The 24,487-nt window shown below is 72.0% G+C and carries 23 protein-coding genes; 6 read left to right on the top strand and 17 right to left on the bottom strand.

Translation table 11 applies throughout. The features are described from left to right. Positions 1-17: 17 nt before the first annotated feature. Positions 18-1,241 carry a sensor histidine kinase gene (locus ACYVJ3_RS13570; protein ID WP_460853559.1) on the top strand — a complete coding sequence of 408 codons (1,224 nt, stop codon included), beginning with the start codon at positions 18-20 and terminating at the stop codon, positions 1,239-1,241. Then, positions 1,238-1,900: a response regulator gene (locus ACYVJ3_RS13565; protein ID WP_460853558.1), complete on the top strand. Its 663-nt coding sequence runs from the start codon at positions 1,238-1,240 to the stop codon at positions 1,898-1,900. Before ACYVJ3_RS13570 ends, ACYVJ3_RS13565 begins: the two co-directional genes overlap by 4 nt. 7 nt (positions 1,901-1,907) lie before the next feature. On the opposite strand, the gene ACYVJ3_RS13560 is transcribed toward ACYVJ3_RS13565, so the two are convergent. The 5 genes from ACYVJ3_RS13560 to ACYVJ3_RS13540 form a co-directional block, all read right to left on the bottom strand. Then, on the bottom strand, positions 1,908-3,065 hold the full coding sequence (locus ACYVJ3_RS13560) for a 5-(carboxyamino)imidazole ribonucleotide synthase (protein WP_460853557.1): 1,158 nt from the start codon (positions 3,063-3,065) through the stop codon (positions 1,908-1,910). Between the two features lie 33 nt (positions 3,066-3,098). Next, entirely contained in the window at positions 3,099-3,398 is a 300-nt protein-coding gene (locus tag ACYVJ3_RS13555) for a winged helix-turn-helix domain-containing protein (protein ID WP_460853556.1), read from the bottom strand. Between the two features lie 97 nt (positions 3,399-3,495). Beyond that, positions 3,496-4,371: an adenylate/guanylate cyclase domain-containing protein gene (locus ACYVJ3_RS13550; protein WP_460853555.1), complete on the bottom strand. Its 876-nt coding sequence runs from the start codon at positions 4,369-4,371 to the stop codon at positions 3,496-3,498. A 3-nt stretch (positions 4,372-4,374) separates the two neighbouring features. Further along, positions 4,375-4,890, bottom strand: a complete 516-nt coding sequence (locus tag ACYVJ3_RS13545; RefSeq protein ID WP_460853554.1) for a PH domain-containing protein — start codon at positions 4,888-4,890, stop codon at positions 4,375-4,377. Between the two features lie 7 nt (positions 4,891-4,897). Further along, entirely contained in the window at positions 4,898-5,734 is an 837-nt protein-coding gene (locus tag ACYVJ3_RS13540) for a biotin--[acetyl-CoA-carboxylase] ligase (protein WP_460853553.1), read from the bottom strand. 37 nt (positions 5,735-5,771) lie between these two features. On the opposite strand from ACYVJ3_RS13540, the gene ACYVJ3_RS13535 reads away from it, so the two are divergent. Both ACYVJ3_RS13535 and ACYVJ3_RS13530 read left to right on the top strand, forming a co-directional pair. Continuing rightward, positions 5,772-7,388 carry an acyl-CoA carboxylase subunit beta gene (locus ACYVJ3_RS13535; protein WP_460853552.1) on the top strand — a complete coding sequence of 539 codons (1,617 nt, stop codon included), beginning with the start codon at positions 5,772-5,774 and terminating at the stop codon, positions 7,386-7,388. Further along, positions 7,385-7,651: an acyl-CoA carboxylase epsilon subunit gene (locus ACYVJ3_RS13530; protein ID WP_460853551.1), complete on the top strand. Its 267-nt coding sequence runs from the start codon at positions 7,385-7,387 to the stop codon at positions 7,649-7,651. The genes ACYVJ3_RS13535 and ACYVJ3_RS13530 overlap by 4 nt, the downstream gene beginning before the upstream one ends. Before the next feature lie 70 nt (positions 7,652-7,721). Here the strand turns inward: ACYVJ3_RS13530 and ACYVJ3_RS13525 are convergent, their stop codons facing one another. Further along, on the bottom strand, positions 7,722-8,759 hold the full coding sequence (locus tag ACYVJ3_RS13525; RefSeq protein ID WP_460853550.1) for a hypothetical protein: 1,038 nt from the start codon (positions 8,757-8,759) through the stop codon (positions 7,722-7,724). A gap of 62 nt (positions 8,760-8,821) precedes the next feature. On the opposite strand from ACYVJ3_RS13525, the gene ACYVJ3_RS13520 reads away from it, so the two are divergent. After that, the gene (locus ACYVJ3_RS13520; protein WP_460853549.1) at positions 8,822-10,489 is read left to right on the top strand and encodes a DUF885 domain-containing protein; all 1,668 of its coding nucleotides are present in this window, start codon (positions 8,822-8,824) and stop codon (positions 10,487-10,489) included. Between the two features lie 15 nt (positions 10,490-10,504). On the opposite strand, the gene ACYVJ3_RS13515 is transcribed toward ACYVJ3_RS13520, so the two are convergent. The 6 genes from ACYVJ3_RS13515 to ACYVJ3_RS13490 all read right to left on the bottom strand — a co-directional run bounded on the left by ACYVJ3_RS13515 (position 10,505) and on the right by ACYVJ3_RS13490 (position 16,727). After that, the gene (locus tag ACYVJ3_RS13515; RefSeq protein ID WP_460853548.1) at positions 10,505-11,821 is read right to left on the bottom strand and encodes a hypothetical protein; all 1,317 of its coding nucleotides are present in this window, start codon (positions 11,819-11,821) and stop codon (positions 10,505-10,507) included. Positions 11,822-11,862: 41 nt separating this feature from the next. After that, positions 11,863-12,468, bottom strand: a complete 606-nt coding sequence (locus tag ACYVJ3_RS13510) for a Maf family protein (RefSeq protein WP_460853547.1) — start codon at positions 12,466-12,468, stop codon at positions 11,863-11,865. Between the two features lie 21 nt (positions 12,469-12,489). After that, positions 12,490-13,164 carry a carboxypeptidase-like regulatory domain-containing protein gene (locus ACYVJ3_RS13505; RefSeq protein ID WP_460853546.1) on the bottom strand — a complete coding sequence of 225 codons (675 nt, stop codon included), beginning with the start codon at positions 13,162-13,164 and terminating at the stop codon, positions 12,490-12,492. Positions 13,165-13,296: 132 nt separating this feature from the next. After that, positions 13,297-14,757 carry an oligosaccharide flippase family protein gene (locus ACYVJ3_RS13500; RefSeq protein WP_460853545.1) on the bottom strand — a complete coding sequence of 487 codons (1,461 nt, stop codon included), beginning with the start codon at positions 14,755-14,757 and terminating at the stop codon, positions 13,297-13,299. Next, positions 14,754-15,533 carry a phosphotransferase gene (locus tag ACYVJ3_RS13495; RefSeq protein WP_460853544.1) on the bottom strand — a complete coding sequence of 260 codons (780 nt, stop codon included), beginning with the start codon at positions 15,531-15,533 and terminating at the stop codon, positions 14,754-14,756. Before ACYVJ3_RS13495 ends, ACYVJ3_RS13500 begins: the two co-directional genes overlap by 4 nt. A gap of 114 nt (positions 15,534-15,647) precedes the next feature. After that, positions 15,648-16,727: a GNAT family N-acetyltransferase gene (locus ACYVJ3_RS13490; RefSeq protein ID WP_460853543.1), complete on the bottom strand. Its 1,080-nt coding sequence runs from the start codon at positions 16,725-16,727 to the stop codon at positions 15,648-15,650. A 110-nt stretch (positions 16,728-16,837) separates the two neighbouring features. Between ACYVJ3_RS13490 and ACYVJ3_RS13485 the strand changes: the two genes are divergently transcribed. Then, complete coding sequence (locus tag ACYVJ3_RS13485; protein ID WP_460853542.1) at positions 16,838-18,322, top strand: glycosyl hydrolase family 28-related protein; 1,485 nt, start codon at positions 16,838-16,840, stop codon at positions 18,320-18,322. On the opposite strand, the gene ACYVJ3_RS13480 is transcribed toward ACYVJ3_RS13485, so the two are convergent. From ACYVJ3_RS13480 to ACYVJ3_RS13460, 5 genes are read right to left on the bottom strand one after another with little or no spacing between them, the layout of a single operon-like run. Beyond that, positions 18,319-19,113 carry a polysaccharide deacetylase family protein gene (locus ACYVJ3_RS13480; RefSeq protein WP_460853541.1) on the bottom strand — a complete coding sequence of 265 codons (795 nt, stop codon included), beginning with the start codon at positions 19,111-19,113 and terminating at the stop codon, positions 18,319-18,321. The genes ACYVJ3_RS13485 and ACYVJ3_RS13480 overlap by 4 nt on opposite strands. Next, complete coding sequence (locus ACYVJ3_RS13475) at positions 19,110-19,673, bottom strand: hypothetical protein (RefSeq protein ID WP_460853540.1); 564 nt, start codon at positions 19,671-19,673, stop codon at positions 19,110-19,112. Before ACYVJ3_RS13475 ends, ACYVJ3_RS13480 begins: the two co-directional genes overlap by 4 nt. Continuing rightward, positions 19,673-21,007, bottom strand: coding sequence for an O-antigen ligase family protein (locus ACYVJ3_RS13470; RefSeq protein WP_460853539.1), 1,335 nt, complete (start codon positions 21,005-21,007; stop codon positions 19,673-19,675). The genes ACYVJ3_RS13475 and ACYVJ3_RS13470 overlap by 1 nt, the downstream gene beginning before the upstream one ends. After that, entirely contained in the window at positions 21,004-23,097 is a 2,094-nt protein-coding gene (locus tag ACYVJ3_RS13465) for a glycosyltransferase (RefSeq protein ID WP_460853538.1), read from the bottom strand. Before ACYVJ3_RS13465 ends, ACYVJ3_RS13470 begins: the two co-directional genes overlap by 4 nt. Then, entirely contained in the window at positions 23,094-24,476 is a 1,383-nt protein-coding gene (locus ACYVJ3_RS13460; RefSeq protein WP_460853537.1) for a hypothetical protein, read from the bottom strand. Before ACYVJ3_RS13460 ends, ACYVJ3_RS13465 begins: the two co-directional genes overlap by 4 nt. Between the last annotated feature and the right edge of the window lie 11 nt (positions 24,477-24,487).

Raw genomic sequence — 24,487 nt, 5'->3', positions numbered from 1 at the left:
GCTGGCACGATCAGCCCGTGACCACCCGCCCGCACCTGTCGCCCTGGGTCACGGCCGCCGTCGCCGGCTTCGCCGTGCTGTTGGTCGGGTCGTGGGAGATCGTGCGCACCGACACCTGGCTGCCCGTCCACCGGCCCAGCGAGGTGCTGTTCGTGCTCGGCTTCGCGGCCGCGGTGTCGGCGTACCGCCTGCGGCCGAGCGTGGCGCTCGGTCTCCTGTGGGTGCTGGGTCTGGCCCAGCTGTGGTGGGGCGAGCCGATCCTGCTCGCCGAGGCCGCCATCGCGCTCATCGCCTACGGCTGCGCCCGCTACGGCTCGGTGGCGACCCTGGTCGCCAGCGCTGCCTCGGTCCCGGCGATCGCGTTCCTCGGGCTCGCGCTGGAGACGCTCGGTCGCAGGGTGTACTTCGCCCACCAGGGCTACTACGGCCTCATCGGCTACGGCTCCTCGCTGCACGCGATCGCCGGCCGCTTCCTGGTGATCGGCCTCGCGCTGCTCCTCGTGCCGTGGCTGGTCGGCCTGCTGTTCCGCGTGCTGCGCCGCGAGGCCCGGACGCGCGCCGAGCAGGTCGAGACCGCCAAGGAGCGCGACCAGGCCGCCGAGCTGGCGGATCTCCGCGAGGGACAGGCCCGACTCGCGCGCGACGTGCACGACGTCGTCGGGCACTCGCTCGCGGTCATCCTGGCGCAGGCCGAGTCGGCGCAGTACCTCAGCGACGACGACCCCGCCCGCCTCAAGGCGACGCTCGCGACGATCGCGACCTCGGCCCGCAGCTCGCTCCAGGACGTGCGCCACGTGCTGGGCGCCACCGGCGACCGGCCGCCGAACGGTGGGCTCGACACGCTCATCGACGGCGTGCGCGCCAGTGGCCACGAGGTCATCTCGGCCGAGATCGGCGAGCCGCGGCCATTGCCGCCCGAGCTGGCGACGGTCGCCTACCGCGTCCTCCAGGAGATGCTGACCAACGCCATCCGCCACGGCCGTCGCGACGAGCCGGTCCACGTCGAGCGGCACTGGCAGGACGAGCTCAGGATCGAGGTCAGCAACGTGATCGACAGCGCGACGCAGGAGACCATGCCGCTGCACGCGATAGGCGACGTACCGCCCGCGCCCGGCAACGGCCTCCAGGGGATGGCACGCCGGCTCGAGTCGGTCGGGGGGCGGCTCGACGTACGCCCGCGCGATGTGGGCGGTACGGCGACCTTCACCGTCACCGCGTGGCTGCCGGCGGGTGCCCGATGAGCGACGTCCGGGTCGTCCTGGTCGACGACCAGGACCTGTTCCGCGAGGGGGTCCGGGTCATCGTCGACGCCCAGGACGGCATGACGGTCGTCGGTACGGCCGCCGATGGCGTCGAGGCGATCAAGGTCTGCGACGAGACCTCACCCGACGTCGTGCTGATGGACCTCCGCATGCCCGAGATGGACGGCGTCGAGGCCACCCGTCAGCTGCTCGCCCCCGAGCGCGTCGCCCGGCGCGACCGCCCGCTGCGCGTGGTCGTGCTGACCACCTTCGACCTGGACGACCGGGCCGCGACGGCGATCCGGTACGGCGCCAGCGGGTTCCTGCTCAAGGACACGACCCCCGCGGCGCTGGCCGAGGCGATCCGCACGGTCGCCGCCGGCAACGCGGTGCTCGCGCCCCGCGACCTGGCGGCCCTACTCGACCGCAGCTTCCGCACACCGGCGACCCCGCCCCCGGCGTACCTCGCCCTCACCGAGAAGGAGCGCGAGATCTTCACCGCCATCGCGCGCGGGCTGTCCAACAGCGAGATCGCCGAGACCGTCTTCCTCAGCGAGTCGACGGTGAAGACCCACGTCGGCGCCGTCCTGCGCAAGCTCGGCCTGCGCGACCGGGTCCAGGTCGTGGTGTTCGCCCATGACCACCGGCTGCTCGGCTGACGCGTCGTCAGTCGCTCTCGTTGCCGAGGTCGCCGCGGAACCAGGACGCGGCATGGCGGGCGCGCTCGAGGACGTCGTCCAGCGAGTCGCCGTAGGCGTTGACGTGGCCGACCTTGCGGCCGGGGCGCAGGTCCTTGCCGTAGAGGTGGACCCGCAGCTTCGGGTCGCGGGCCAGGGCGTGGGGGTAGCCGTCGTACAGGTGCCCGACGTCGGGGTCGGACGAGCCGAGGATGTTGACCATCACCGTCCACGGAGCACGAGGCTCGGGCGAGCCGAGCGGGAGGTCGAGGACCGCGCGGAGGTGGTTCTCGAACTGCGAGGTGACGGCGCCGTCCTGGCTCCAGTGGCCGGTGTTGTGCGGGCGCATCGCGAGCTCGTTGACGAGCAGCCGGCCGTCGACGGTCTCGAACAGCTCGACGGCCATCACACCGGTCACGCCGAGCTCGCCCGCGATCCGAAGGGCCAGCGCCTGGGCCTCGCCCGCCAGGACCGGCGAGAGGTCGGGCGCCGGGGCGATGACCTCGTGGCAGACGCCGTCGAGCTGGGTGGTCTGGACGACGGGGTACGCCGCGGCCTGGCCGCTGGGCGAGCGCGCCACGATGGCGGACAGCTCGCGGCGGAAGTCGACGAGCTCCTCGGCGAGGATCCGCACGCCCGCCCGCTCGGCGGTGGCGAAGGCCTCCTCGGCGTCGGCGAGGTCGCGGACGACCCACACGCCCTTGCCGTCGTAGCCGCCGCGCGTGGTCTTCAGGACGCACGGCAGACCGAACGCCTCCACCTCCTCCGTGGTGGCGACGATGGCGTTGCGCGGGCAGGGTGCGCCGAGCTCGCCGAGGCGCTCGCGCATCAGCCCCTTGTCCTGGGCGTAGACCAGCGCGTCGGGACCCGGACGGCAGGCGACGCCGGCCGCCTCGAGCGCGTGCAGGTGCTCGGTCGGGACGTGCTCGTGGTCGAACGTGACCACCGCACAGCCCTCGGTGACCGCGCGCAGCGTCTCGAGGTCGCGGTAGTCGCCGACCAGCTGGTCGGGGATGACCTGCGCCGCGCTGACGCCGGGCGCCTCGGCCAGGAGCCGGAGAGGTACGCCGATGGCGACCGCCGGCTGGGCCATCATCCGAGCGAGCTGACCACCGCCGATGACGGCGACACGAGGAGCGAACGACACGACCTGAAGCCTAGAGCCCCCGACGGGACGCGCTCAGGCCGCCTCGAAGCGAAGACCCTTGCCGCGGACGGTCGTGATCAGCCGGTGGGGGAAGTGGTCGTCGCCCAGCTTTCGGCGCACCCAGCCCACGTGGACGTCGATGGTCTTCGACGACGTCCAGAACGTCGCCTGCCAGACATCTCGCATCAGCACGTCCCGCGGCACGATCTCGCCGGCGTGCGACATCAGACAGCTGAGGAGCTCGAACTCCTTGCGGGTCAGTCGGATCTCCCGGTCACCACGCCATGCGCGCCGCTCGACGGGATCCAGCCGCACGTCCTGCACCTCGATCACGAGTCCAAGGTAGAAGCCGAACGCCCAGCGCGTGGGCGCTTTCGGCCTTTGTCGACCTTCCGTGGAGAAAGCCACCGACGTGCCACCGGCCGCCGGCTCAGGGACGGCGTACGGCGACCGGCTCGACGACCCCGAAGCCGCGCACCGGCCGCGGGGGCAGCGGGCGTGACTCGACGAGGTCCTCGGGCAGCAGGTCGGCGGTCCCGCGGTCCACGATGATCCGGTTGCGGCGGGCCACCTGGGTGAGCCGGCTGGCCATGTTGACCGGCGGCCCGAAGACGTCGCCCATCCGCATCACGACCGATCCCGTGGCCAGGCCGACGCGTACGTCGGGCATCCGCTGGTCGCGGCCGATGATGTTGATGATCCCCTCGGCGGTCTCGAACGCCGCCATCGCGTCGTCGTTGACGAACAGCACCGCGTCGCCGATCGACTTGATCATCCGGCCGCGCAAGCTGCCGATGACGTCGCCGCACCGCGACTCGAAGGTCTCCACGATGTCCCCGATCCGCTCGCGGGTGACCTCGTTCGAGAGCGAGGTGAAGCCGACGATGTCGGCGAACCCCACGGTCAGGGTGGTGGTCCCGGGCTCGTCCTCGATCGCCTTGGCCGCCTCGGCACGGTCCAGGGCGGCGGACAGGTGGCGCCGCCAGGCGTAGCGGAGCAGCCCCTCGAACCGTTCGGCCGACTCGGGGGTGAGCTCGGTGTTCTGCAGCAGGGCACCGACCTCCCACTCGGCCAGCCGGCCCAGCGTGATGCCGATGCCGCGGGCCACGTTGAGGGCGACGTCGAAGCCCTCCCCTGCGCCATCGACCAGCTCGCGGACCGTGGTCAGCGCGAGGACGTCCGCGTCGGCGTACGCCCTCTCGTCGCCTCGATCGGGGAAGCCGAAGCTGCGCCAGATCCGGCGGGCCTGCTCGACCGGGACCTCGGCGGCGGCGGCCGCCTCTGCCGCGGTGAGCTCTCCTGCCAAGACTCAGACCCCGTCCTCGCCCCGCGGGTCGGGCACGTTGCCGGTGTGCAGCGAGTGGAGCAGCTCGTTGAGCTCGCGCTGGACCTTCTCGACCTTGGGGATGTCGTTGAGGCGGGTCGTGCCGTTGGTGGAGGCGTCGGAGACCAGCAGGCTGCCGCAGCCGAACGGCCGATCCATCAGGTTGATCTCGAGCTCGATGTCGCTGACGCGGGCCAGCGGGATGTCGTGGCCGCGGCGGGTGATGACGCCGTGGCGGGTGATGATCCTGCGGTCGGTGAAGGCGTACTGCGTGACCGCCCACTGCAGCAGCGGCAGCCCGAACCACCAGAGCGCACCGATGGCGACCAGCGCCCAGACGATCAGCCGGCCGACCTCCCAGTCGACCGCGACCTGGACGGCCACACCGATCGCGAGCACCACGACGAGCAGGAACAGCGGGCCGAACAGCGCCTTGGGGTGCTGGCGGGTGCTGAGGATCAGTCGTTCGCCGTCGTTGAGGAGCCGCTTGGAGATCGCCACGGAGCGATCATGCCGGACGGACGTGGACGACGTCTCCTGCTCCGACCTCGGCGGGGCCGTCGGCGGTGTCGATCACCAGCCGGCCGTAGGGGTCGACGTCGGAGGCGGTGCCCTCCAGCACGCCGCCACCCGGCAGCTCCGCGCGGACTGATCGGCCGACCGTGGCGCAGTAGGAGAGGTACGACGTACGCAGGCGGTCGTGGGCGGGGTCGCCGCCGGTCTGCCACAGGTCGAGGCTCTCGCGGATGGCGGCCACAGCCCCGAGGAGTACGTCGTCGCGGGCCGGCGCGTCGGGACCGTCGGCCAGCTGCAGGCTCGTGGCGGTGGGCACGGGCAGCTCGTCGGCCGTGGTGGAGACGTTGATCCCGACCCCGACGACGGCCGCGGGGCCGGTCGGGGTGTCGATCCGCTCGACCAGGATCCCGCCGACCTTCTTCTCCTCGCCGGCGCCCGCACCCGGCTCGGCGAGGAGCAGGTCGTTGGGCCACTTCACCCTCGCCTCGTAGCCCAGCGCGGTCAGCGACTTGGCGACCGCGTGGCCCACCAGCAGCGGGATCCACGGCCAACGGGCGTCGGGAACGGTCGGCCGGACCAGCAGGGAGAACGTGACGCCGGCGCCCGGCGCGGCCTCCCAGGTGCGGTCGAGGCGGCCGCGACCGGCGGTCTGGTGGTCGACGACCACGACCAGACCGTCCGGCGCGCCCTCGCGGGCACGGGCCCCTGCGATCGCGTTGCTGGAGCCCGCCTCGGGCACCAGCTCGAGGCTGAGATCGGGGTGGGTGGCGAGCGCCGCGTCGAGTGTTGCGGCGTCGAAGGGTGGGCGGGAGGTGGGGGCCGGGCTCACGGGCACTAATCTTGCTCACCGGACCCAAGGAGGCAACGTGACCGCCCAGCCCGATCAGCAGCCCGAGATCGATCTGCACACCACCGCCGGCAAGCTCGCCGACTTCGACCGTCGTACCGAGGACGCCGTGCACGCTCCCGCCGCCCAGGCGCAGGAGAAGCAGCACGCGAAGGGTCGCAAGACCGCCCGTGAGCGCATCGAGATGCTCTTCGACGAGGGATCCTTCGTCGAGCTCGACGAGTTCGCCCGCCACCGCTCGACGGCCTTCGGCCTGGAGAAGACCCGCCCTTACGGCGACGGCGTCATCACCGGCTACGGCACCGTCGACGGCCGCCAGGTGTGCGTCTTCTCCCAGGACTTCACCGTCTTCGGTGGCTCCCTGGGCGAGGTGTACGGCGAGAAGATCGTCAAGGTCATGGACCTCGCGATGAAGACCGGCTCGCCCATCGTCGGCATCAACGAGGGCGCCGGTGCTCGCATCCAGGAGGGCGTCGTCTCGCTCGGCCTGTACGGCGAGATCTTCCGCCGCAACGTCCGTGCGTCCGGCGTGATCCCGCAGATCTCGCTGATCATGGGCAACTGCGCGGGTGGCCACGTGTACTCCCCCGCCGTCACCGACTTCACGATCATGGTCGACAAGACCTCGGGCATGTTCATCACCGGACCGGACGTCATCAAGACGGTCACCGGTGAGGAGATCTCGATGGAGGACCTGGGCGGCGCCCGGGCCCACAACACCAAGTCGGGCTGCTCGCACTACATGGCCTCCGACGAGGAGGACGCCATCGAGTACACCAAGGCGCTGCTGTCCTACCTGCCGTCGAACAACCTCGACGAGGCTCCGGCGTACGACGACGTCGCCTCCCTGGAGGCCTCCGACGAGGACCTCGCACTCGACACGCTCATCCCGGACTCCCCGAACCAGCCCTACGACATGCACGACGTGTTCACCACGGTGCTGGACGACGGCGAGTTCACCGAGGTGCACCCGCTGTTCGCGCCGAACATCATCGTCGGCTTCGGCCGCGTCGAGGGTCGCTCCGTCGGCGTCGTCGCCAACCAGCCGATGCAGTTCGCCGGCTGCCTGGACATCGACGCCTCCGAGAAGGCCGCGCGCTTCGTGCGCACCTGCGACGCGTTCAACATCCCGGTGCTGACCTTCGTCGACGTCCCGGGCTTCCTCCCGGGCACCGACCAGGAGCACACCGGCATCATCCGTCGCGGCGCCAAGCTGATCTACGCCTACGCGGAGGCGACGGTCCCGATGGTCACGATCATCACCCGCAAGGCGTACGGCGGTGCGTACGACGTGATGGGCTCCAAGCACCTGGGCGCCGACATCAACCTGTCGTGGCCGACCGGCCAGATCGCGGTGATGGGCTCCCAGGGCGCGGCGAACATCATCCACCGCCGTGAGCTGAAGAACCTGGCCGACAGCGGCGCCTCCGCCGAGCAGGTCGAGGCCCGTCGGGCCGAGCTGATCGACGAGTACGAGACCACGCTGGCCAACCCGTACATCGCGGCCGAGCGCGGCTACATCGACGGCGTCATCAAGCCGCACGAGACGCGCGCCGAGGTCGTCAAGGCGCTGCGCCTGCTCAAGACCAAGCGCGACAGCCTGCCGCCGAAGAAGCACGGGAACATCCCGCTGTGAGCGACGACGTCGAGGTCGGGACGGAGGAGCCTGTGGTCGAGCCTGCCGAGACCCAGCCGCTGCTCCGCATCATCACGCCGAGCACCACGCCGGAGGAGGTCGCGGCCATCGTCGCGGTCTTCGCCGCGATGGGTGGCGGCGAGGCGGCTCCCGAGCCGGCCAGGTCGCTCTGGGCCGCACCGCACCGCCAGCACCGGGCCGCCCCCGGTCGTGCGCTGGCCGCCGGCCGCGGCGCGTGGCGTGCCTCCGGCTTGCCTCGCTGACACCAGCTGTTCCAGAAGGTCCCCTGCACCTCGGTGCCGGGGACCTTCTGCCTTTCGGGACGCTCTCGGTCTAGCGCATGCAGAGCGGCGCGAGGTTGCCCTGGGTGGACCAGAGACGGACCGGAGGCTCGGCGTACAGCGGGAGGCAGTCGGCCCGGGTCAGGGCGAAGCGGCCGGTGGAGGTGAAGATGCCGTTGCCGACGCACCAGTCGGAGTAGACGTAGGCCTGCGGATCGCTGGGGAGCGAGCCGCCCGAGACGCGGAAGTGCAGGACCAGCGCCTGGTCACCGTGCATCGAGGTCATGCAGTCGGACGGGCGGTCCTGGCCACCGCCGGAAGGCGCGGAGCGGATGGCCCGGACGAGCGCCGAGGCCGGCTTCCCCGTGACCAGCCGCGAGGCGGCGAGGAGAGGACGCCCCGGCACGGTGCGGTCGTACGAGCACACCGCCACCGTGACCTGCCTCGGAGGCGGCACGGGATCGCCCGACGGACGGTGGGAGCGGGTGAGCCGACCCGGGGCGCGCGTCGTGCAGCCGTTCTGGTCACGCCTGACCTTCCGCGCGCTCGCGAGGACCTGCTCGCCCAGCGACGGCGACGCCGGCGGCGCGAGCACCGAGATCGAGGCGCGCCCGACGGTCGCGCGGGTCAGCGTCCAGCCGCGGTAGCTCCACGAGCCGTCAGCGCCGAGCGCGAGGTCGCGGCGGTCGAGCTCGACGTACGGCTGCCAGAGGTCGAACGGCAGCGCGCCGAACACCTTCGGCAGGTCCTTGGGGAGCTTCGGCATGCAGGCGATGTCGAGCACCACCCGGTCGATCAACCCGATCTGGACGTACGGCGCCCTCGGCACCCCGACCGCCCAGCTGTCGTGCGCGTAGTCACCGTCGCGGGTGATGCAGTCCGGCCGGCTCACGGCGTAGTCGTAACCCCAGCCGGCGGGCACGGTGACCTGCACGCCGTACGACGTGACGGCCTTGATGGGTCCGGCCGGCGGCATCGGCGCCCGGGCGTGGTGCTCACCGGGCTTGCCACACCCCGCCAGCACGAGGGCCATCACGACGGCCAGCCCCAGCACAGCGACACCAGCGCGCAGTCGACTCTTCACAGTCATAGGACGAGTGAAGCGACAAATCCGGTTCCACGGTGTCGGAAGCGGGTTCTAGGTTGGTGCTCATGAGCCGACCCGTCGATGCCCGGACCGACCGCTACGTCGAGGAGTACGCCGCCCTCGACCCGATCACGGCGACGTTCACCGGCATCCCGGGTCACGACGGGGAGCTGCCCGACCTCTCCCCCGCCGGGTTCGACGCGATGGAGGAGCTGCAGCGCAAGGCCCTCGCCGACGTGACGGCGCTCGAGGCCACCGACGAGCGCGAGCAGGTCGCCAAGGACGCGTTCCTGGAGCGGGTCGGCCTGGCCGTGGCGCGGGCGGAGGCGGGCATCGAGCGCGCCGAGATCTCCGTGATCAGCAGCGCCGCCCACGCGATGCGGGAGGTCTTCGACGTGATGCCGACCGAGACCGACGACGACTGGGCGAACATCGGCAGGCGCTTGAGTGCGATCCCCCCAGCCCTCGACGACTATCGCACCACGCTGCTCGAGGAGGCCGGCAAGGGCAACGTCTGCGCCAAGCGGCAGTACGCCGAGGTGGCGGCCCAGATCCGCGGCTGGACCGGCCAGGAGGGCAAGGCCGGGGACTACTTCGCCGGCGTCGTCGCCGCCGCTCCGGCCCACCTGCGCGACGAGCTGGCGAAGGCGGCACGGCTGGCCTCCTCGTCGTACGCCGACCTCGGCCGGTTCATCGAGGGCGAGCTCCACCCGCAGGGCCGCGAGCACGACGGCGTGGGGCGCGAGCACTACGCGCTGGCCAGCCGCTACTTCCTCGGTGCTGAGGTCGACCTCGAGGAGACCTACGCCTGGGGCTGGCAGGAGCTCAAGCGGATCGAGGACGACATGGCAGCGACGGCCGACCGCATCGTCCCCGGGGGCAGCGTCGACGACGCCGTGGCGGCGCTCGACAAGGACCCCGCCCGCGACCTCGGCTCGCGCGATGCGTTCCGGGCCTGGATGCAGCAGCGGGCCGACGAGATCATCGCCAGCTTCGACGGCGTCCATTTCGACATCGCCGACCCGATCAAGAAGATCGCCTGCAAGGTGGCGCCGACCAACGACGGCGGCGCCTGGTACCACCCGCCCACCGAGGACTTCTCGCGCCCGGGAACCATGTGGTTCTCGTTCACCGACGACCACGAGATCTACTCGACCTGGCGCGAGACCACGACGGTCTTCCACGAGGGCGTCCCCGGCCACCACCTGCAATGCGCACAGGCCGTCCACCGTGCCGACCTCCTCAACCGCTGGCAGCGCCTGCTGTGCTGGGTCAGCGGCCACGGCGAGGGCTGGGCGCTCTACTCCGAGCGGCTGATGGACGAGCTCGGCTACTTCGCCGACCCGGGCGACCGGCTGGGCTTCCTGGACATGCAGGGCTTCCGGGCGGCGCGGGTGATCGTCGACATCGGTGTCCACCTCGGCCTGGAGGTCCCGGACAACCCGTGGGGCTGGCGCGTGGGCGAGACCTGGGACGCCGACCGGGTCCTGGAGTTCATGCGCGCCCACTCGCGGATGGACGACGGCAGCCTCAGGTTCGAGGTCAACCGCTACCTCGGCTGGCCGGGCCAGGCGCCGTCGTACAAGGTCGGCGAGCGGATCTGGCTCGACGCGCGCGCCGATGCCCAGGACCGACACGGCGACGCCTTCGACCTCAAGGCCTTCCACACGGCGGCCCTGGACCTCGGCTCGCTCGGCCTGGACCCGCTGCGCGCCGCCCTCGGCCGCCTGTAGCGCTGAGGATCGGCTCTAGTGCCGGTGGTCCTGGTGACCGTGGTGGCCTCGCCCGCGGTGCTTGCCGTGGTAGTGCTTCTTGCTGCTCTCGACCGAGGCCTCGTGCAGGCGGATCACCAGCAGACCGAAGGCCGCCAGCCCCGCGACGACCAGCATCACCCACCCCCACGGGAAGTCGTTCTCGGCCACGAGCGGGGCGTTCTGGTCAGTGCCGGGACCTTGCGCGAGGCCGACGTTCAGGGCCGGGAGCGTGCCGTCGACCAGGCGCGAGCGGGCGACGGGCGGCTCGACGCCCGCCACTCGGCCGTAGAGCGGCGAGTCGGCGTCACCCTGGTCCACATGCACCGTGAGGCCTACGTCGAGCGGCGCGCTGCCGCCGGCCGGGTCGTACCTGATCGCCACGTAGTGCATGCCCGCCAGCGACGCGCCCCGCACGCGCACGTCGACCAGGTTCCGGTTGGCGTAGGAGATCTTGGAGACCATCGCGCCGGTGCTCCACGCACCGCTCGACGTCCCGCCCGACGTGTGCCCGATGTCGGTGTCGGCACCGAGCCCCCCGGTGTCGGCGACGTCGAGGAGCGGTCCGAGCACGTGCAGCTCGAGCCCGGGGTCCACGTGGGAGGCGGCCGGCGGCAGGTCGGTGTCGAGCTGCACACGCAGCGTGTTGCCCCAGTCGAGCGGCACGGCGAGGAAGTCCGACACCCCGGCGGGAATCGTGAACGACCACGTCCCCGGTCGTACGACGGGCGCCGTGTCGACCACGTGCGCCGGCTCGACCGCGCGAGGCTTGGTCGGGGTCAGCGGCGCCCAGGTGGGCGGGCTCGGGGTGGTCAGGACCGAGAGACCGGTCGTGTCCAGCGGCGGCTCCTCGTAGATCCGCAGCTGCAGCGGCCGGCCCGCGTCGGCCGGGTCGTCGGGCACGGCGATCCGCAGGTACATCGTCGACGAGGTCGTGCACGGATGCGTCGTGTCGAGGGTCCAGGTCGCGGTGGCGGCGTACAGCACCGGCGCGGTCTCACCCTGCGTCGGCCGGAAGGTGATCGCCTGCCCGCAGTCCGACGAGCCCGGTCGCACCCCGAGCCCGAGCCCGAAGCCCTCCCCCGTCGAGCCACCCCGGCCGACGAGCTGACCGCCGATGTGGAGCGTGGTGCCGGGCGCGGTCCGCGCGAGACGGAGGTACGTCGCCCGCTTGGCGGGCAGGTCGACGAGGTAGGTGCCGCTGGTGACCTTCGGTGCCTTGGCCGGGTCGGCGAGCGCATGGACGTGGCGGCCCTTCAGGGCGCTGGGCGAGGGAGCCGAGAACGCGGCGGCAGGGAGGACGAGGAGCGCCATGGCGCACAGCCATGACGCGACGGTCCCGAGACGGCGGCGCGTCAGCGAGGTGCCGCCCACAGGGCCGTCCACTCGTGGCCGGTACGCCGCACGAGGTCGCGCAGCAACGGCAGGCTGACACCGACCACGTTGTGGTGGTCGCCCTCGATCCGGGTGACGAAGGCGCCGCCGAGCCCGTCGACGGTGAACGCGCCCGCGACGTGCAGGGGCTCCTCGGTCGCGACGTACGCCGCGATCTCGGCGTCGGTGACCTCGGCGAAGTGGACCGTGGTGGCGGCGGACGCGGAGCGCGTCGTACCGCTCGCCGTGTCGGTCAGGCAGTGGCCGGTGTGCAGCACGCCGGAGCGTCCGCGCATCGCCTGCCAGCGGGCCGTGGCATCGGCAGCGTCCGAGGGCTTGCCGAGGATCTGGCCGTCGAGCTCGAGGACCGAGTCGCAGCCGAGCACCAGCGCGTCCGTGGGGACCTCGGGCCGAGCGGCGACGGCCCCGCACTTGAGCTCGGCCAGCCGCAGCGCCAGCTCACCGGCCGGCAGGCCGTCGACCTGCGACTCGTCGACCCCGGAGACGATCACGGTGGGGTCGAGACCTGCGCCGCGCAGGGTCTTGAGTCGAGCAGGGGACGCCGAGGCGAGGACGAACGGGAGCACGCCCGAACGGTACTCGACGGCTCAGGAGCGGCGGAGGAGCTGGAAGTCCGAGGCTTTCACGTCGGTGTGGGGTGAGGGGCGGAACCCGCGGGCTCTGGCCACGAGGTACTGGATCTGCGATCCATCGCTGCCGACGTAGAGGTCGTAGTGCCCGTTGGCGTCGGTCGTCGCCGAGGTGACGGCGACCGTGTGGCAGCCGCCGGCCGCACACTTCTGGTAACCGGCCAGGACACGCGCGCCGACGACAGGTCGTCCGTCGTGCCCGACGACCGTGCCGGAGGCGACCCAGAAGCGGCCGTCGACCGGGGGCGCCTCACGCTTGCGCCGGAGCGTGAAGTCGCCCGCGCCGAGGTCATGGTGTCCCGACGTCGCAAAGCCGCCCGCCGTGGCCACGACGTAGGCCAGCCGGCTGTCGTCGACATCGACCTTGAGCTTGTAGCGACCCGACCTGTCGGTCAGTGCGCAGCCGAGCGACACCGTCTCGCACCCGTCGACGCACGAGGTGTAGCCCGCCGAGACCTTGGCGCCCGCGACCGGCCGCCCCCGGCGGTCCCGCACGACGCCCACGGCGACGTAGTCGCTGCCGGACCCCGGAGACACGGTGGTGGGCGCGGCAGCTGTGCGCGCGGTGGGCGCGATCGGGTCCGGAGACGTCGACGTACGCCGATGCGCTCCGCCCGAGTGCAGCAGCAACACGCTGAGCACTCCCCCAGCGATCAGAAGGGCCGCAAGAACGGCTTGCCCGGTGCGCTTCATCTTCTCAACCCCCCAGCGGCCACATGGCCAGATCAGGTAACCCTAACAAAGCAGGTGCGTGACGTCGCATCATCAACCGACCTCTCCCCACGCGGGGGCCGGCGCGCGACGGCGCAGGACGCGCTTGAGCTCGGTGATCAACGCCGGCTCGAGCACGGCGCCAAGAGCGCCCCAGGTGAGCAGGTAGCCGACGCCGGCGGCCACCAGCGCCGGCAGGACCGGGCCGATCAGCACGGCGATGCAACCCGCCACCGCCGAGGCGAGGACGACAGGAGCCAAGCTCCGGACCGACCCGAACGAGCCGACCGTGCGATGCAGCGCGAGCACCAGGATCACCCCCTGGACGATGAACGCGGCGGTCGTCGCGATGCCGGCGCCGATGATCCCGATCGCCGGGAGGAGCACCAGGTCGAGACCGATGTTGACCACCAGCGCGGCGATGCTCGCGACCACGACCCGTGGGTCGGGGCGTCGGGCGACCAGCACCGAGCCGGCGAGATAGGCGATGCCGAAGAGCAGCGGCGCCGCGGCCAGCGACGGCATCAGCCCAGGTTCGACGTACGCCGATCCGAACAGGAACCCGACCAGATCGTCACCGCGGACCGCCAGCACCGTGGCGTAGGGCAGGTAGATGCCCACGACGACGACGAGGAAGCGTCGGCTCCACAGCTGCAGGTGCTCGACGTCGTCCGGCCGACTCGCGATCACCGGGACGAACGCGCGCGACAGGCTCCAGCTGACGAAGAGCATCGTCTCGAAGATCCGGTAGCTGACGCTGTAGATGCCGACCTCGACCGTGCCCAGCAGCAGTGCGACGAGCGCTGCGTCGATCCGGAACAGGCCCATCGTCGACACGGCCTCCAGGCCGAGAACCGGAGCCGCTCTGAGGATCTCGCGCACCTCGCTGCGCGACCCGCGCATGCGGGCGCGCGACCCCGCCCGCCGGGCAGCGGCGAACATGCCCGCGACCCCGAGGATCGAGCCGAGCGTGTAGCCGAGGGCGGCGGCCCAGGCAGTGCCGCTCACCGCGGCGAACCCGATGCAGAGGCCGAAGGTCGCGAACCGCTGGACCACCATGACCATGGCGGGACCCTGTTGCTTCTGCAGGACCCCGCAGGCCGAACGGCACGCATCATTGAACGGGTCGAGCAGCGAGCCGGCGACCAGCAGGATGACAGTCGCCGTCGTCGCGGAGAGCCCCTCCACGGCCATGGTGACCACGGACACCACCACCATCACCGCGACCGAGAGCACGGTGCGGATCGCCACCAGTGCGCCGTAGAGGCGGTCGAGGCGCTCCGGCTGCAGGCTGCCCAGCTGGAGGACCCGTGCATCAAGGCCCAGCGACGGCACGACGGACAGGAGCAGGCCGATGCTCAACCCGAAGGTCAGCACCCCGAACTCGCGCAGGCCGAGGATCCGGGCCGCCAGCAGCAGCAGGAGGAAGGTGGCGATCTTGCCGAGCACCTCGGACAGCACGAGCGCCACCACCGCGCCGGAGGTACGTCGCCCGACGCCCACCTCGCCCGTCATGCTGCACCTCCCACGTCGTCGGCCCACGAGCGGGCCAGGATCCACCGCCGACGCCGCCGCGCGAGCCTGGACCGGTCGACCTCGGCCCTGGGCTCGAGGAGCGCACTGGCATAGGTGCGGACCGCTATCCACCGCAGCTGGGTCGCCAGTGCCGCACGCGCCTCGGGCGCCGCGACCGAGAGGAGGAGCTCCCAGGCATGCAGCGCGAGGTCGTGCTCGTCGAGATCGACGATCAGCTGGACCATGTCGAGATGGCGCGGCCCGGTCGTCATCAGGTCCCAGTCGATCACCGCGACCGGACCGCCATCGGTGGACAGGTTGAAGACATTCCCGCGGTGGAAGTCGTTGTGGACAGCGCCGTCGTGCGGGAGGGCCGAGAAGGCCGCGCGCTCGGCAGCGAAGTGGCGTGGGTCGATGCCTGCGCCGATGATCCGGGCGACGCGCCAGGGCAGGCCCCGTCGGCTCGCCCGCCACCCGTCGGCCGGGTCGGAGAACCCGGGGTCGGGCGCACCCTGGATCCGTAGCGCGGTCTCCAGCGCGGCCTCGACGAACCCCTCCGACTCGATCGGCACATCGACCAGGCGGCGGCTGACCAGCCACCCGCCGTCGGGATCGCTGGCCACGACGTCGGCGGTGCGGATCCCGTGCCGGCGCGCCCAGGCGCGCCCATCGACCTCACGCAGGATCCGCGCGACATCGCGCGCCGTCCGCGCCTCGTCGACCACCAGGTCCGGGTCGAGGCGCGCGGTCGCCAACAGCGTCGGCGCGCGATCCACCTTCCTCGATGCCACTCGTTCCCCCAAGTCAGCCGGTTCGCCCGATATTGCCGACCGACCCTGATCCACTAGTGCTCTCGCAGGCCCGGTTTGATCCGGCGCAACCGCTGAATCTCATGACAGCACCCTTCGCGCCTGCTGGAGAAGCTCTCGAGGCACGATCGCCTTGAGCCTGCTTCGGGTGTCGGCGCGCACCTCATCGATCGTGCGCACGAGAGGGTGCGAGACGGCGCCGAGCGAGGTACGCCGTACCTCGGCGTTGGCGAACTTCACCGCCGACTCGCCCCGGAGCCAGTCGTAGGTGCGTGCGCCGGATGCCACCGCGTCCTGGACGGACCGGACACTCGTCGTGATCCCGCCCTTGTACCGCTGCAGGTGCTCGGCCACGCGCCCGTCGAAGATCCGGTGGATGTCGCCGTCGATCATGATCGTGGAGAACCCGCCGATCTCGCCGTCCACTACCTGGAGATGGATCCGGCAGCGCGCCGCAGCGACGGCCTCCCTCACCACCCGCTCGTAGAAGGCGAGCACCGCCGGGTCGTCGAGCTGGCTGCGTCGGCCCTGACCGTGGTCGCGCTCCCGGCGTACGGCGACGATGCGCGGCAGCCAGCGGTCGAGCTCGGCTGGCGTCGCCACGACCAGGTCCTCGCCGACCCGCCCGTCGGCACGCAACCGGTTCGCGGCGCTGCTGACGTGCTTGCGCCACGTCCGTCCGATGGCGTACGCCGGCAGGTCCTCGATCCGCGGCATCGGAGGTCCCTCGGTGAGCTCGGCGGACAATCGGCCGGCGAGCCGCGCCAGCGTTGCGTCGGCGGGGTCGAGCTGAGCGAGATCGAGGGCCCACACCCGCAAGGTTCCCAACCAGTCGGCGAGGGCGTCGCCGAGTACTCGGGCAGCAGCGTCGTCGACCGCGAAGAAGCGGCAGTAGTCGACGTGCTCTCCACCGAGGAACCCGACCCTGGTCACCGGCCAGCGCCGCACGATCGCGAGGGGGGCCACTGCGACGACCTCGCCCCGACGCTCGACGACCAGGACTGTCGGCGTCGTGGGCAACAGCTCGGCGGCCGCGACCAGGAACGCCGACGAGGTGCAGAACTCGGCGCTGCGGGCATCGATCAACACGGCCGCGCCACGGAGTGCGGCCACCGCCTCGGCGCCGAGGAGGACACGCGCACGCAACGTCTCGACGCTCATCGGCGCCAACCCGTTGTGTCTCGCTCGAAATGACCAGGCGACACTGCGACACGTCCCATCTGTCTCAGCAGACCTCGCCTGTCACACTGATCTACCCCTAGTCTTCCGCCATGAGTGGCCGCGACTTCACCTCCGAGGAGGCCCTTCGCCCCACCCGGCGACGGATGCTCGCGGGCACGGCTGCGGCGGTCGCGGCGCTGGCGGGCGATGTCGCCGCCGGCTCGCCCGTCCGTGCCGCGACCACCTCCCGTGGCCCGATCATCGACGTCACGCGGTCGCCCTACCTCGCCAAGGGCGATGGGTCCACCGACGACACCGCGGCCATCCAGAAGGCGCTCGACGCCGCCGCCGCGCAGGCTCCCGCTCACGGGGGCCGGATCCTCCTGCCCCCAGGTGTCTACAAGGTGCGGACGCTGCGGCTGCACACCAACGTCACCCTCGCGGGCGCCGGCATCCAGGCGACGATCCTGCGATCCGCCTCGACCGGGTCCCTGCTGACGGGTGGCGCCGCGACGAACGAGATCGGCACCTTCGCGGTCCGGTCGCTGACCCTGGACGGCGCTCGGTCCGGCTTCAACGGCCTCGACGTGCACGGCTACGCATGGACCGCGTTCGAGGTCGAGATCCGCAGCTTCCGCGGCCACGGCATCGTCAGCCGGCACAGCGAGGCGATCGACGAGCAGATCGGTGGGATGGAGGCGCGGCTCACCTCGGTCGTCGTCCGCGACTGCCTCGGGGGCGGCATCCAGTGGAACGGGCCCCACGACTCGATCTTCACCGGCGCGACGGTCTTTCGGAACGGTCCGTCCACAGGGTCGACGACCAGCGGCATTGCGACGACCAGCCCCGGCGCCGACGGCACGACCTTCATCGGCTGCCACGTCTGGAGCACCTTCCACCGCTACGCCTGGCACCTGGAGGGCAACGGCATCCAGCTCACCGGCTGCGAGGCCGAGGGCGCGAGCCAGGCGCAGGTGGTCTTGGCGGGCCACGACGCCGTCATCGCCGGCGGCACCATCTTCTCCGGCACGGCAGCGCCCGTTCCGGGCATCCAGCTCGGCACCCCGACCATCGCCACCGCCGGCACCCAGCTCGCGACCCGGATCGTCTCCTGCTCCCCCGGCCTGAACTTCGTCAACGACGACGGTCTCGGCGACTTCAACCTCGTGGCGTGGCAGCCGGCGGGCACTCGGCTGTTGGCCGGGAAGCCCCATCCCACCAACGGGTGGCAGGTGCGGTCCTACGGCCCCGGCGAGGGCGACACCTACACCAACCGTCAGGTGCGCGCGGCCGACTTCACCAACGGCTGGGCCCGGGCCACGACCGACGACGTCCCCGTCCGCTACTACCGCGACGGCAGCCACGTGGTGCACCTCGAGGGCAGCATCGGCGGCGGCACCCCGACTGCCACGGCGCTGACCCTGCCCGAGGGCTTCCGGCCGCCGTCGCGCCTGAGCTTCCCCGTGGTCTCCTTCAACGCCTCCGGCGAGCTGGTGATGGGTCGGATCGACGTGTTCTCCACCGGGGAGGTCGTGCCGATGACGCCGTGCACGACGGCCTGCCTCGACGGCATCCACTTCCGCTCCGACCACTAGCGCGTCCGGTCGTCGTCGCCTCGCTGCGCCCGTCCCAGCAGGTCGTGCACCCGACGGCGTACGCCGGGCACCCGACCGCTGATCCGCCGCGCGAGCGGGTAGCTCCGGCGCAGCTTGAGCCGGAACGTCAGGGCGGTGTCGGTGGCGTTCACGTCCACCCGCGGAACGGCGTACGGCCCCCGCGCGTCGTGGACCGCGAAAGCCGCCGCGTAGCCGGCGTCCTTGACGGCCCGCCGGACCCGGCTGTCGTGAGCGCCGAACGGGTGGGCGAACGAGCGCGGCTCACGTCCGACCAGTCGGCCGATCTCGGCCAGCGAATCGGCGGTGTGGCGGCGAAGGTCGTCGTCCCCCAGCGAGGTCAGGTCGGCATGGTCGTAGCCGTGCACACCGATGCTCATGCCGACCGACGCGAGGTCCGCCAGCTCGTCGGCGCCGAGGATCGGGTGGCGTTGCGCCTCGGGGAGCCAGGCCGACTCGCCACCGACGAGACCCGATGGCACATAGAGGACGCTTGGCGCATCGAGAGCGTCGAGGATCGGCGCGGCCCGCTCCGCGACGCTGCGATATCCGTCGTCGAAGGTGATCAGCACCGAGCCCCGCGGCACCGACGCCCCGTCGAGCGCCGCGATGTACTCGTCCTCGCTGATCGGGGTGTAGCCGGCCTCGAGGAGGGTCCCGATCTGGCGCTCGAAGTCGTCGGGGCACACGAACATCCCGTGCGGGTCGCGCTCGTTGTCCATGCGCTCGACGCCGTGGTACATCAGCACGCGTACGTCGGGCAGCGCGCTCATGTGCGTTCCCGGATCCGATAGAGGCCGCCTGCCAGCAGCGCGGCCACGAGCGCCAGGAAGGCCCCGAGGTACAGCTTGCGATGTGGCTTCGTGGTCACACCGGCCTTGCCGGCGTACCCGAGCACGACCATCTTGGCGACCGAGTCACCGGAGTTCATCGCCACCCCGCGCTTGGTGACCTCGTTGGCCACCTGGATCGCGAAGTCCTCGTCCTCCGACGTCGCGGCGATGCGGATGGTGGCGGTGCCCGTGTCCGCCGCGGCCACGACCGACACGTCGGGGCGCCGGTCGGACGGGTCGAGCGCCTCCGCGACCGAGGCCGCGAACTCCTTGGTCCCCATCGCCACCTCGTACCCGTGGGCGCTCAGCTCGACGTTGTCAGCCGTCTGGTCGGCGCTGACCGGCCGCAGGGTCACGCTCGCCGTCGCGGTGTAGGTCGTCGGCATCAGCAGGATGAACTGCAAGCCGAACGTCGTCAGGAGTCCAAGGCCGAGTGCGAGCAGCCCGATCGCGCGCAACCGATCGCGTCGCTGCTGTTCCTGTCCGGTGGTCCGTGCCATCAGAAGACTCCTGCTCTCGTGGTGTACGACGGGGCGGTGATCGTGTAGCGGCGCCAGCGCGCCTCCTGGACCGATGGCGCGGTCTCCGCCGCCACGGAGAAGCCGAGCAGGGTCCAGACCAACCCGGCGACGATCGGATTGCGCAGCGGCATGTCGAGCAGCCCGTGCACACCGACGGCCGTCAGCGCGGCCAGGACCGCGACGGAGGTGCTCCGCAGTCGCCCGGCGGACAGCCCGAACTGCGGCGCGAGGACCATGTGGTGGTAGGCCACCAGGCCCAGGCCGACGAGCACCACCGTGCCGAACAGCACACCGACGACGCCCCGCTCGGCGAGCAGGGTCAGGTAGATGTCGTGAGCGTGTGCCGGCGGGTCTGCCGAGACCGCGCTCGCGGAGGAGGACGCCGCCTGCGTGTAGCCGCCGGGACCGGCGCCGAGCCAGGGCCTCTCCGCGGCCTGTCGCCACGCCTCGGTCCAGATCGCCGGGCGGGCGTCGTACGGATTCTGGCTCGGGTCGCCGAGCGACTTGATCCGGTCCCCGATGATGCCGAGGACCGGGACAGTGGACGGCAGGACGACCGCTGCGACGCACAGCGAGGCGACGACCGCGGCGACGCCGCCGAGCGTACGCCGGGTCGTGGGCTCGAAGATCGCCAGGCACACGAGGGCGAACACGCCGCCGATCCAGCCGCCGCGCGACATCGACATGCCCCAGGCCGCGGCGATCGTGATGGCGCACAGACTCATCAGGACCACCAGCCGGGTGGACCTCGCCAGGGTCAGCGAGACGATCGCGACGGGCAGCATCGCCGCGCAGAACATGCCGAGCTCGTTGGGCTGGGCGAACGGTCCGAGCAGCCGTCCGTTGACGACCGATCCGCCGTCGGCGGCCTTGAGAGACCCGGCCGCGCTCAGCGCGTAGCCGGCGATGACGGCCGCCACGACGACCAGCAGCGGCACGGCGTACCGCTCGAGATCGGGTAGGTCCGCGAAGCAGATCCCGATGGCGAGGGCGTAGCCCACCTCGACGACCGTGGAGATGACCAGGTGCACCGCGAGCGTCGGGTCGTCGGCATTCGCCATGGACAACACGCTGCTGACGATGCCGAGGGCCAGCCCGAGAAGGACGAACGAGGGCGGCACGGGGTTCACGCCGTTGACGATGCGGCTCACGGCGAGGAACCCCGGGACCATCATGACGACGAAGATGAGGGACATCCCGGCACCCGGCACCTGGTAGTTGCCGAAGGGCAGGACGACGATCACCGCCCCGACGGCGAGCGGAAGCCGGTCGGCGGGAAGGTCCGAGAGCGCCGTGCGGAGCCGGGAGGTCATCGACGGGCACCCGCCTGCCTGGCGGCCGCGCTGACGGCTCCGTAGGCCTTCGCGACGTCCCGAGCGACGGTGACGGGCGGCACCCACGCCGCAGACCTCAGCGGCTGCGGGCCGCGGAGCGCGCGCACCATCGGGAGCGAGAGGTACGCCGCGGTGCCGGCGAGCGTCGCGAGCCGGGCCGTCCGTGACCCACGGACGGCGACCATGGCGGCGGTCGAGTAGGCGCCGACCCGGGCGAGGTCGCGACCCAGCAGTCGCGGGTCGAGGGAGTTGCCGCTCCCCTCGCCGTAGCGGCGGTACATCGTCAGGTTGGACCGCAGCGTCGGCCGCTGCGCCCACGAGACCTCGGCGTCGCGCACCAGGACCGCGCGTCCGCCTGCGGCGGCGATGGCGCGACCGAACGTGACGTCCTCGCCGGTCTGCAGATGCTCGGGGAACCCGCCGGCGAGCTGCCACGCCTCGCGGGTGAAGGCAACGGAGCGCCCGGTGGGCATCGTCGCGTCGAACGAACGCCCGAGCAGGCGGCCGTAGACCCGGACGAGCGGCGTCGGCCGCGCCAGCTCCTCGACGAGCGGGTAGCCGGCCGCCGCGAGCGCGCGCTCCCACGGCGCGTCTGCCACGACCCGATAGGTGCCGGTGAACAGCGAGGCGTCCGAGCACTGGGAGACCGCTGCCCGGAACGCGTCGAGCCAGCCGGCCACCGGCACACAGCCCGCGTCGGTACAGGCGATGTGCTCGTTGGCCGCGGCGGCGATGCCGATGTTGCGACCGCGGGAGATGCCGGCTCCGGGCTCGACGATCAACCGGATCCTCGGGTCGCGCTCGCCGGCCGATCCGATGAGGTCGTGGGTGCCGTCGGTCGACCCGCCGTCGACGACGACGAGCTCGTCGGCCGGACCCATCTGCGGCACGAGACGGTCCAGCAGCTCGCGCAGCCCGTCCGCGTCGTCGAGGACCGTCGTGACGATGCTCAGCGGCGTGGTCCCCGGGACGCCGGCGCCCGGGCGGTGGGCCACGGACGCCAGCAGGTCGACGAGGCGGTCTGCCGCGGTCGGCGCATCGGCGAACTCGAGCGACCGGCGACGGGCCTGCTCCGACACGGCGCTGCGCCGGGCGGGATCGGCGAGCTGCGCCAGGGCCGCGGCGACGTCGGCCGGCTGTCCCGCACCGACGGCGATGCCGCCGGCACCGACCAGCTCGTCCACCGGAGGCGCCGCGACGACCGGCACGCCGGCGGTCAGTGCCTCCAGCGCGGCCATCCCGAACGCCTCGCGGAACCACGGCATCTGCTCGGTCGGCCGGGTCAGCACGCCGACCGCGTCGAACGCACTCATGACAGCGGCGACGTCAGGGACCTGTCCGAGGAAGTGCACCCTCGAGGTGACCCCGAGGTCGGCGGCGAGCTTGGCCAGTCGCTCGCCCTCTCCCGGCTCGCTCGGGTCGACGATGCCGGCGATCGCCAGGTCCCACGACACCGCAGCCGGCAGCGCCACGGCCCTGATCGCGTCGTCGATTCCCTTGGCCGAGCTCAGTCGCGCGGCCATGCCCAGGATCGGCCGGTCGGACCGGACCGGCAGGCCGAGCTGCGCGCGCGCGAGGTCACGGACCATCGGCGGTGCCATCCGTGGCGGGTTGATCACCACCGGACGGGTGGGCGTGGCACCTTCGAGGAGCCAGGCGCTGGTCGAGATCTGGGCGTCGCTCAACCGGTCGATCGCCCCGGCGATGCGGCCCTGGAAGGAAGAGTCGTGCCGCATCCACACGAACGGGATGCCCAGCGCTCGGGCGGCGGGGCCGGCGACGAGCGCGGCCTTCACCCCGTGCGCGAGGACGACGTCGGCGTCGCAGCGGCGCAGTGCCCGGCGTACGGCGAGGGCGAGTCCGGGCATGGAGGTGGGCCGCGCCGGGTTGCCGACGACCTCGACCTGCCAGCCGCGGTCGCGCCAGGCGTCGGCGGTGGCGCCGTCGCCGAGCGCGACACCGGAGACCTCGAGCCGATCCGTGGCGTCAGCCAGGTTCAGCTGCCACCGCTCGGCGCCGCCGAGCATGCCGCCCGCCTGGACGACGGCGACCCGCAATCGTCCCGTCACTCGCTGGTCCCCCGCCCGGACACCTTCGGGATGTCCTCGAGGACCGACGGGGTGAGCCGGATCGGGCGACGGCGCTGGTGCACCGACCGGGTGCCGATCAGGACCGTGCCGAGCAGTCGGAGCTTGATCATCCGCAGGTGGTCGGCGGCGCGACGCAGGTGGCGAGGATTCGCCCGGCCGGCAACCACGGTGAGGAGCATCGCGCCGTGGATGGCCATGATCCGCGCGTCCTCGGACGCCGACACCGCCGCGGCGTGCACGACGACGACGTCGTACTCATCCTCCGCCTCGTCGAGCAGGCCGCGGAACCGCATCTCGAGCAGGCTGGGGGTGGCGAGGTGCGCGTGCCCGAGAGGCACCAGATCGACCTGGGGGTGGAGGCCGACACGGATCACCTCGGCGAGATCGCGGCTGCCGGCCAGCACGTCGTACAAGCCGTCCTCGCCGGGTACGTCGAGCGCAGGGTGGACGCGGCGGTCGCGATCGGCGTTGACCAGCAGGACCCGGTGGCCGACCTCGCCGAGCGCGCTGGCCGTGTTGACCGCCAACCAGCCCGCCCACGGGTCCTGGGACGCCGAGGCCACGACCAACAGTCGGCTCGGGCGCTCGGCGCTGGCGAACTCGACAGCGACCCGCAACGCGCGCAGCGCCTGGAACTCATCGGCCTCCGGGTCGGCGGCCGGGATCCCATCGGCGTCCGACGGTCGAGGGATCACCCCGAGGACGGGCAGACCCGTGACGGCTCCCAGCTCCTCCGGGTCGCCGACGGTGCGGAACATCCGGTCGGTCAGTGCCGCCGCCGCGAGGGCGCAGACAAGGGCGAGCAGTCCTCCGAGGAGGCCGAGCAGCCGGATGTTCGGCGCGCTCGGGTGCTCGGGCGGGATGGAGGTCTCCGAGACCTTGAGACCGAAGGCCCCGTTGCTCGGGTCGTCGTCCTTGACCGCGGCCGCGACGGCGTTGGCGATCCGCGCCGCGCGGTCGGGATCGGCGTCGGTGACCTCGATCTTGACCACGACCGTGCCCGGCAGCACAGCTGCGTGCACCTCGCCGGCCAGCTGCGGCGCCGTGCGACCGCCGACCTGAGCAGCCACGGCCTCGAGAAGCGGTCGGGAGGAGGCGTTGTGGGCCACTGTCCCCACGAGGTCCTGGTAGGTGCCGGCGTCCGGGGCGAGGGCATGGTTGAACGCCGCCTCGACCTGGGCGCTCGCGGTGTACTCGCGCGGAGCGACGACCAGCCCGGCCGCAACGGCGTTGGCCACCGCGGCGAAGGTCAGCAGGGCCACCCAGCGTCGTCGCCAGAGCAGCGCACCCGCTCGCCGGATGCCCGCCCCTGCGTTGCGCGAGGGCGCAGCCGTCGTCCCCGCGATGCTGTCCGACACGACGGCCCCCC

The organism is Nocardioides montaniterrae, from assembly GCF_054782655.1.
Note: the sequence above shows the minus strand (reverse complement) of the source record. Positions and strands in the feature narration are given on the sequence as shown.

Coding starts and splice junctions, on each gene's coding strand:
- ACYVJ3_RS13515 (WP_460853548.1), bottom strand. CDS start 11,821: ATGGCGCTCCTCGTCCTCCCTGCCGCCGCGTTCTCGGCTCCCTCGCCC.
- ACYVJ3_RS13485 (WP_460853542.1), top strand. CDS start 16,838: ATGAGTGGCCGCGACTTCACCTCCGAGGAGGCCCTTCGCCCCACCCGG.
- ACYVJ3_RS13565 (WP_460853558.1), top strand. CDS start 1,238: ATGAGCGACGTCCGGGTCGTCCTGGTCGACGACCAGGACCTGTTCCGC.
- ACYVJ3_RS13520 (WP_460853549.1), top strand. CDS start 8,822: ATGAGCCGACCCGTCGATGCCCGGACCGACCGCTACGTCGAGGAGTAC.
- ACYVJ3_RS13525 (WP_460853550.1), bottom strand. CDS start 8,759: ATGACTGTGAAGAGTCGACTGCGCGCTGGTGTCGCTGTGCTGGGGCTG.
- ACYVJ3_RS13475 (WP_460853540.1), bottom strand. CDS start 19,673: ATGGCACGGACCACCGGACAGGAACAGCAGCGACGCGATCGGTTGCGC.
- ACYVJ3_RS13480 (WP_460853541.1), bottom strand. CDS start 19,113: ATGAGCGCGCTGCCCGACGTACGCGTGCTGATGTACCACGGCGTCGAG.
- ACYVJ3_RS13500 (WP_460853545.1), bottom strand. CDS start 14,757: ATGACGGGCGAGGTGGGCGTCGGGCGACGTACCTCCGGCGCGGTGGTG.
- ACYVJ3_RS13470 (WP_460853539.1), bottom strand. CDS start 21,007: ATGACCTCCCGGCTCCGCACGGCGCTCTCGGACCTTCCCGCCGACCGG.
- ACYVJ3_RS13490 (WP_460853543.1), bottom strand. CDS start 16,727: ATGAGCGTCGAGACGTTGCGTGCGCGTGTCCTCCTCGGCGCCGAGGCG.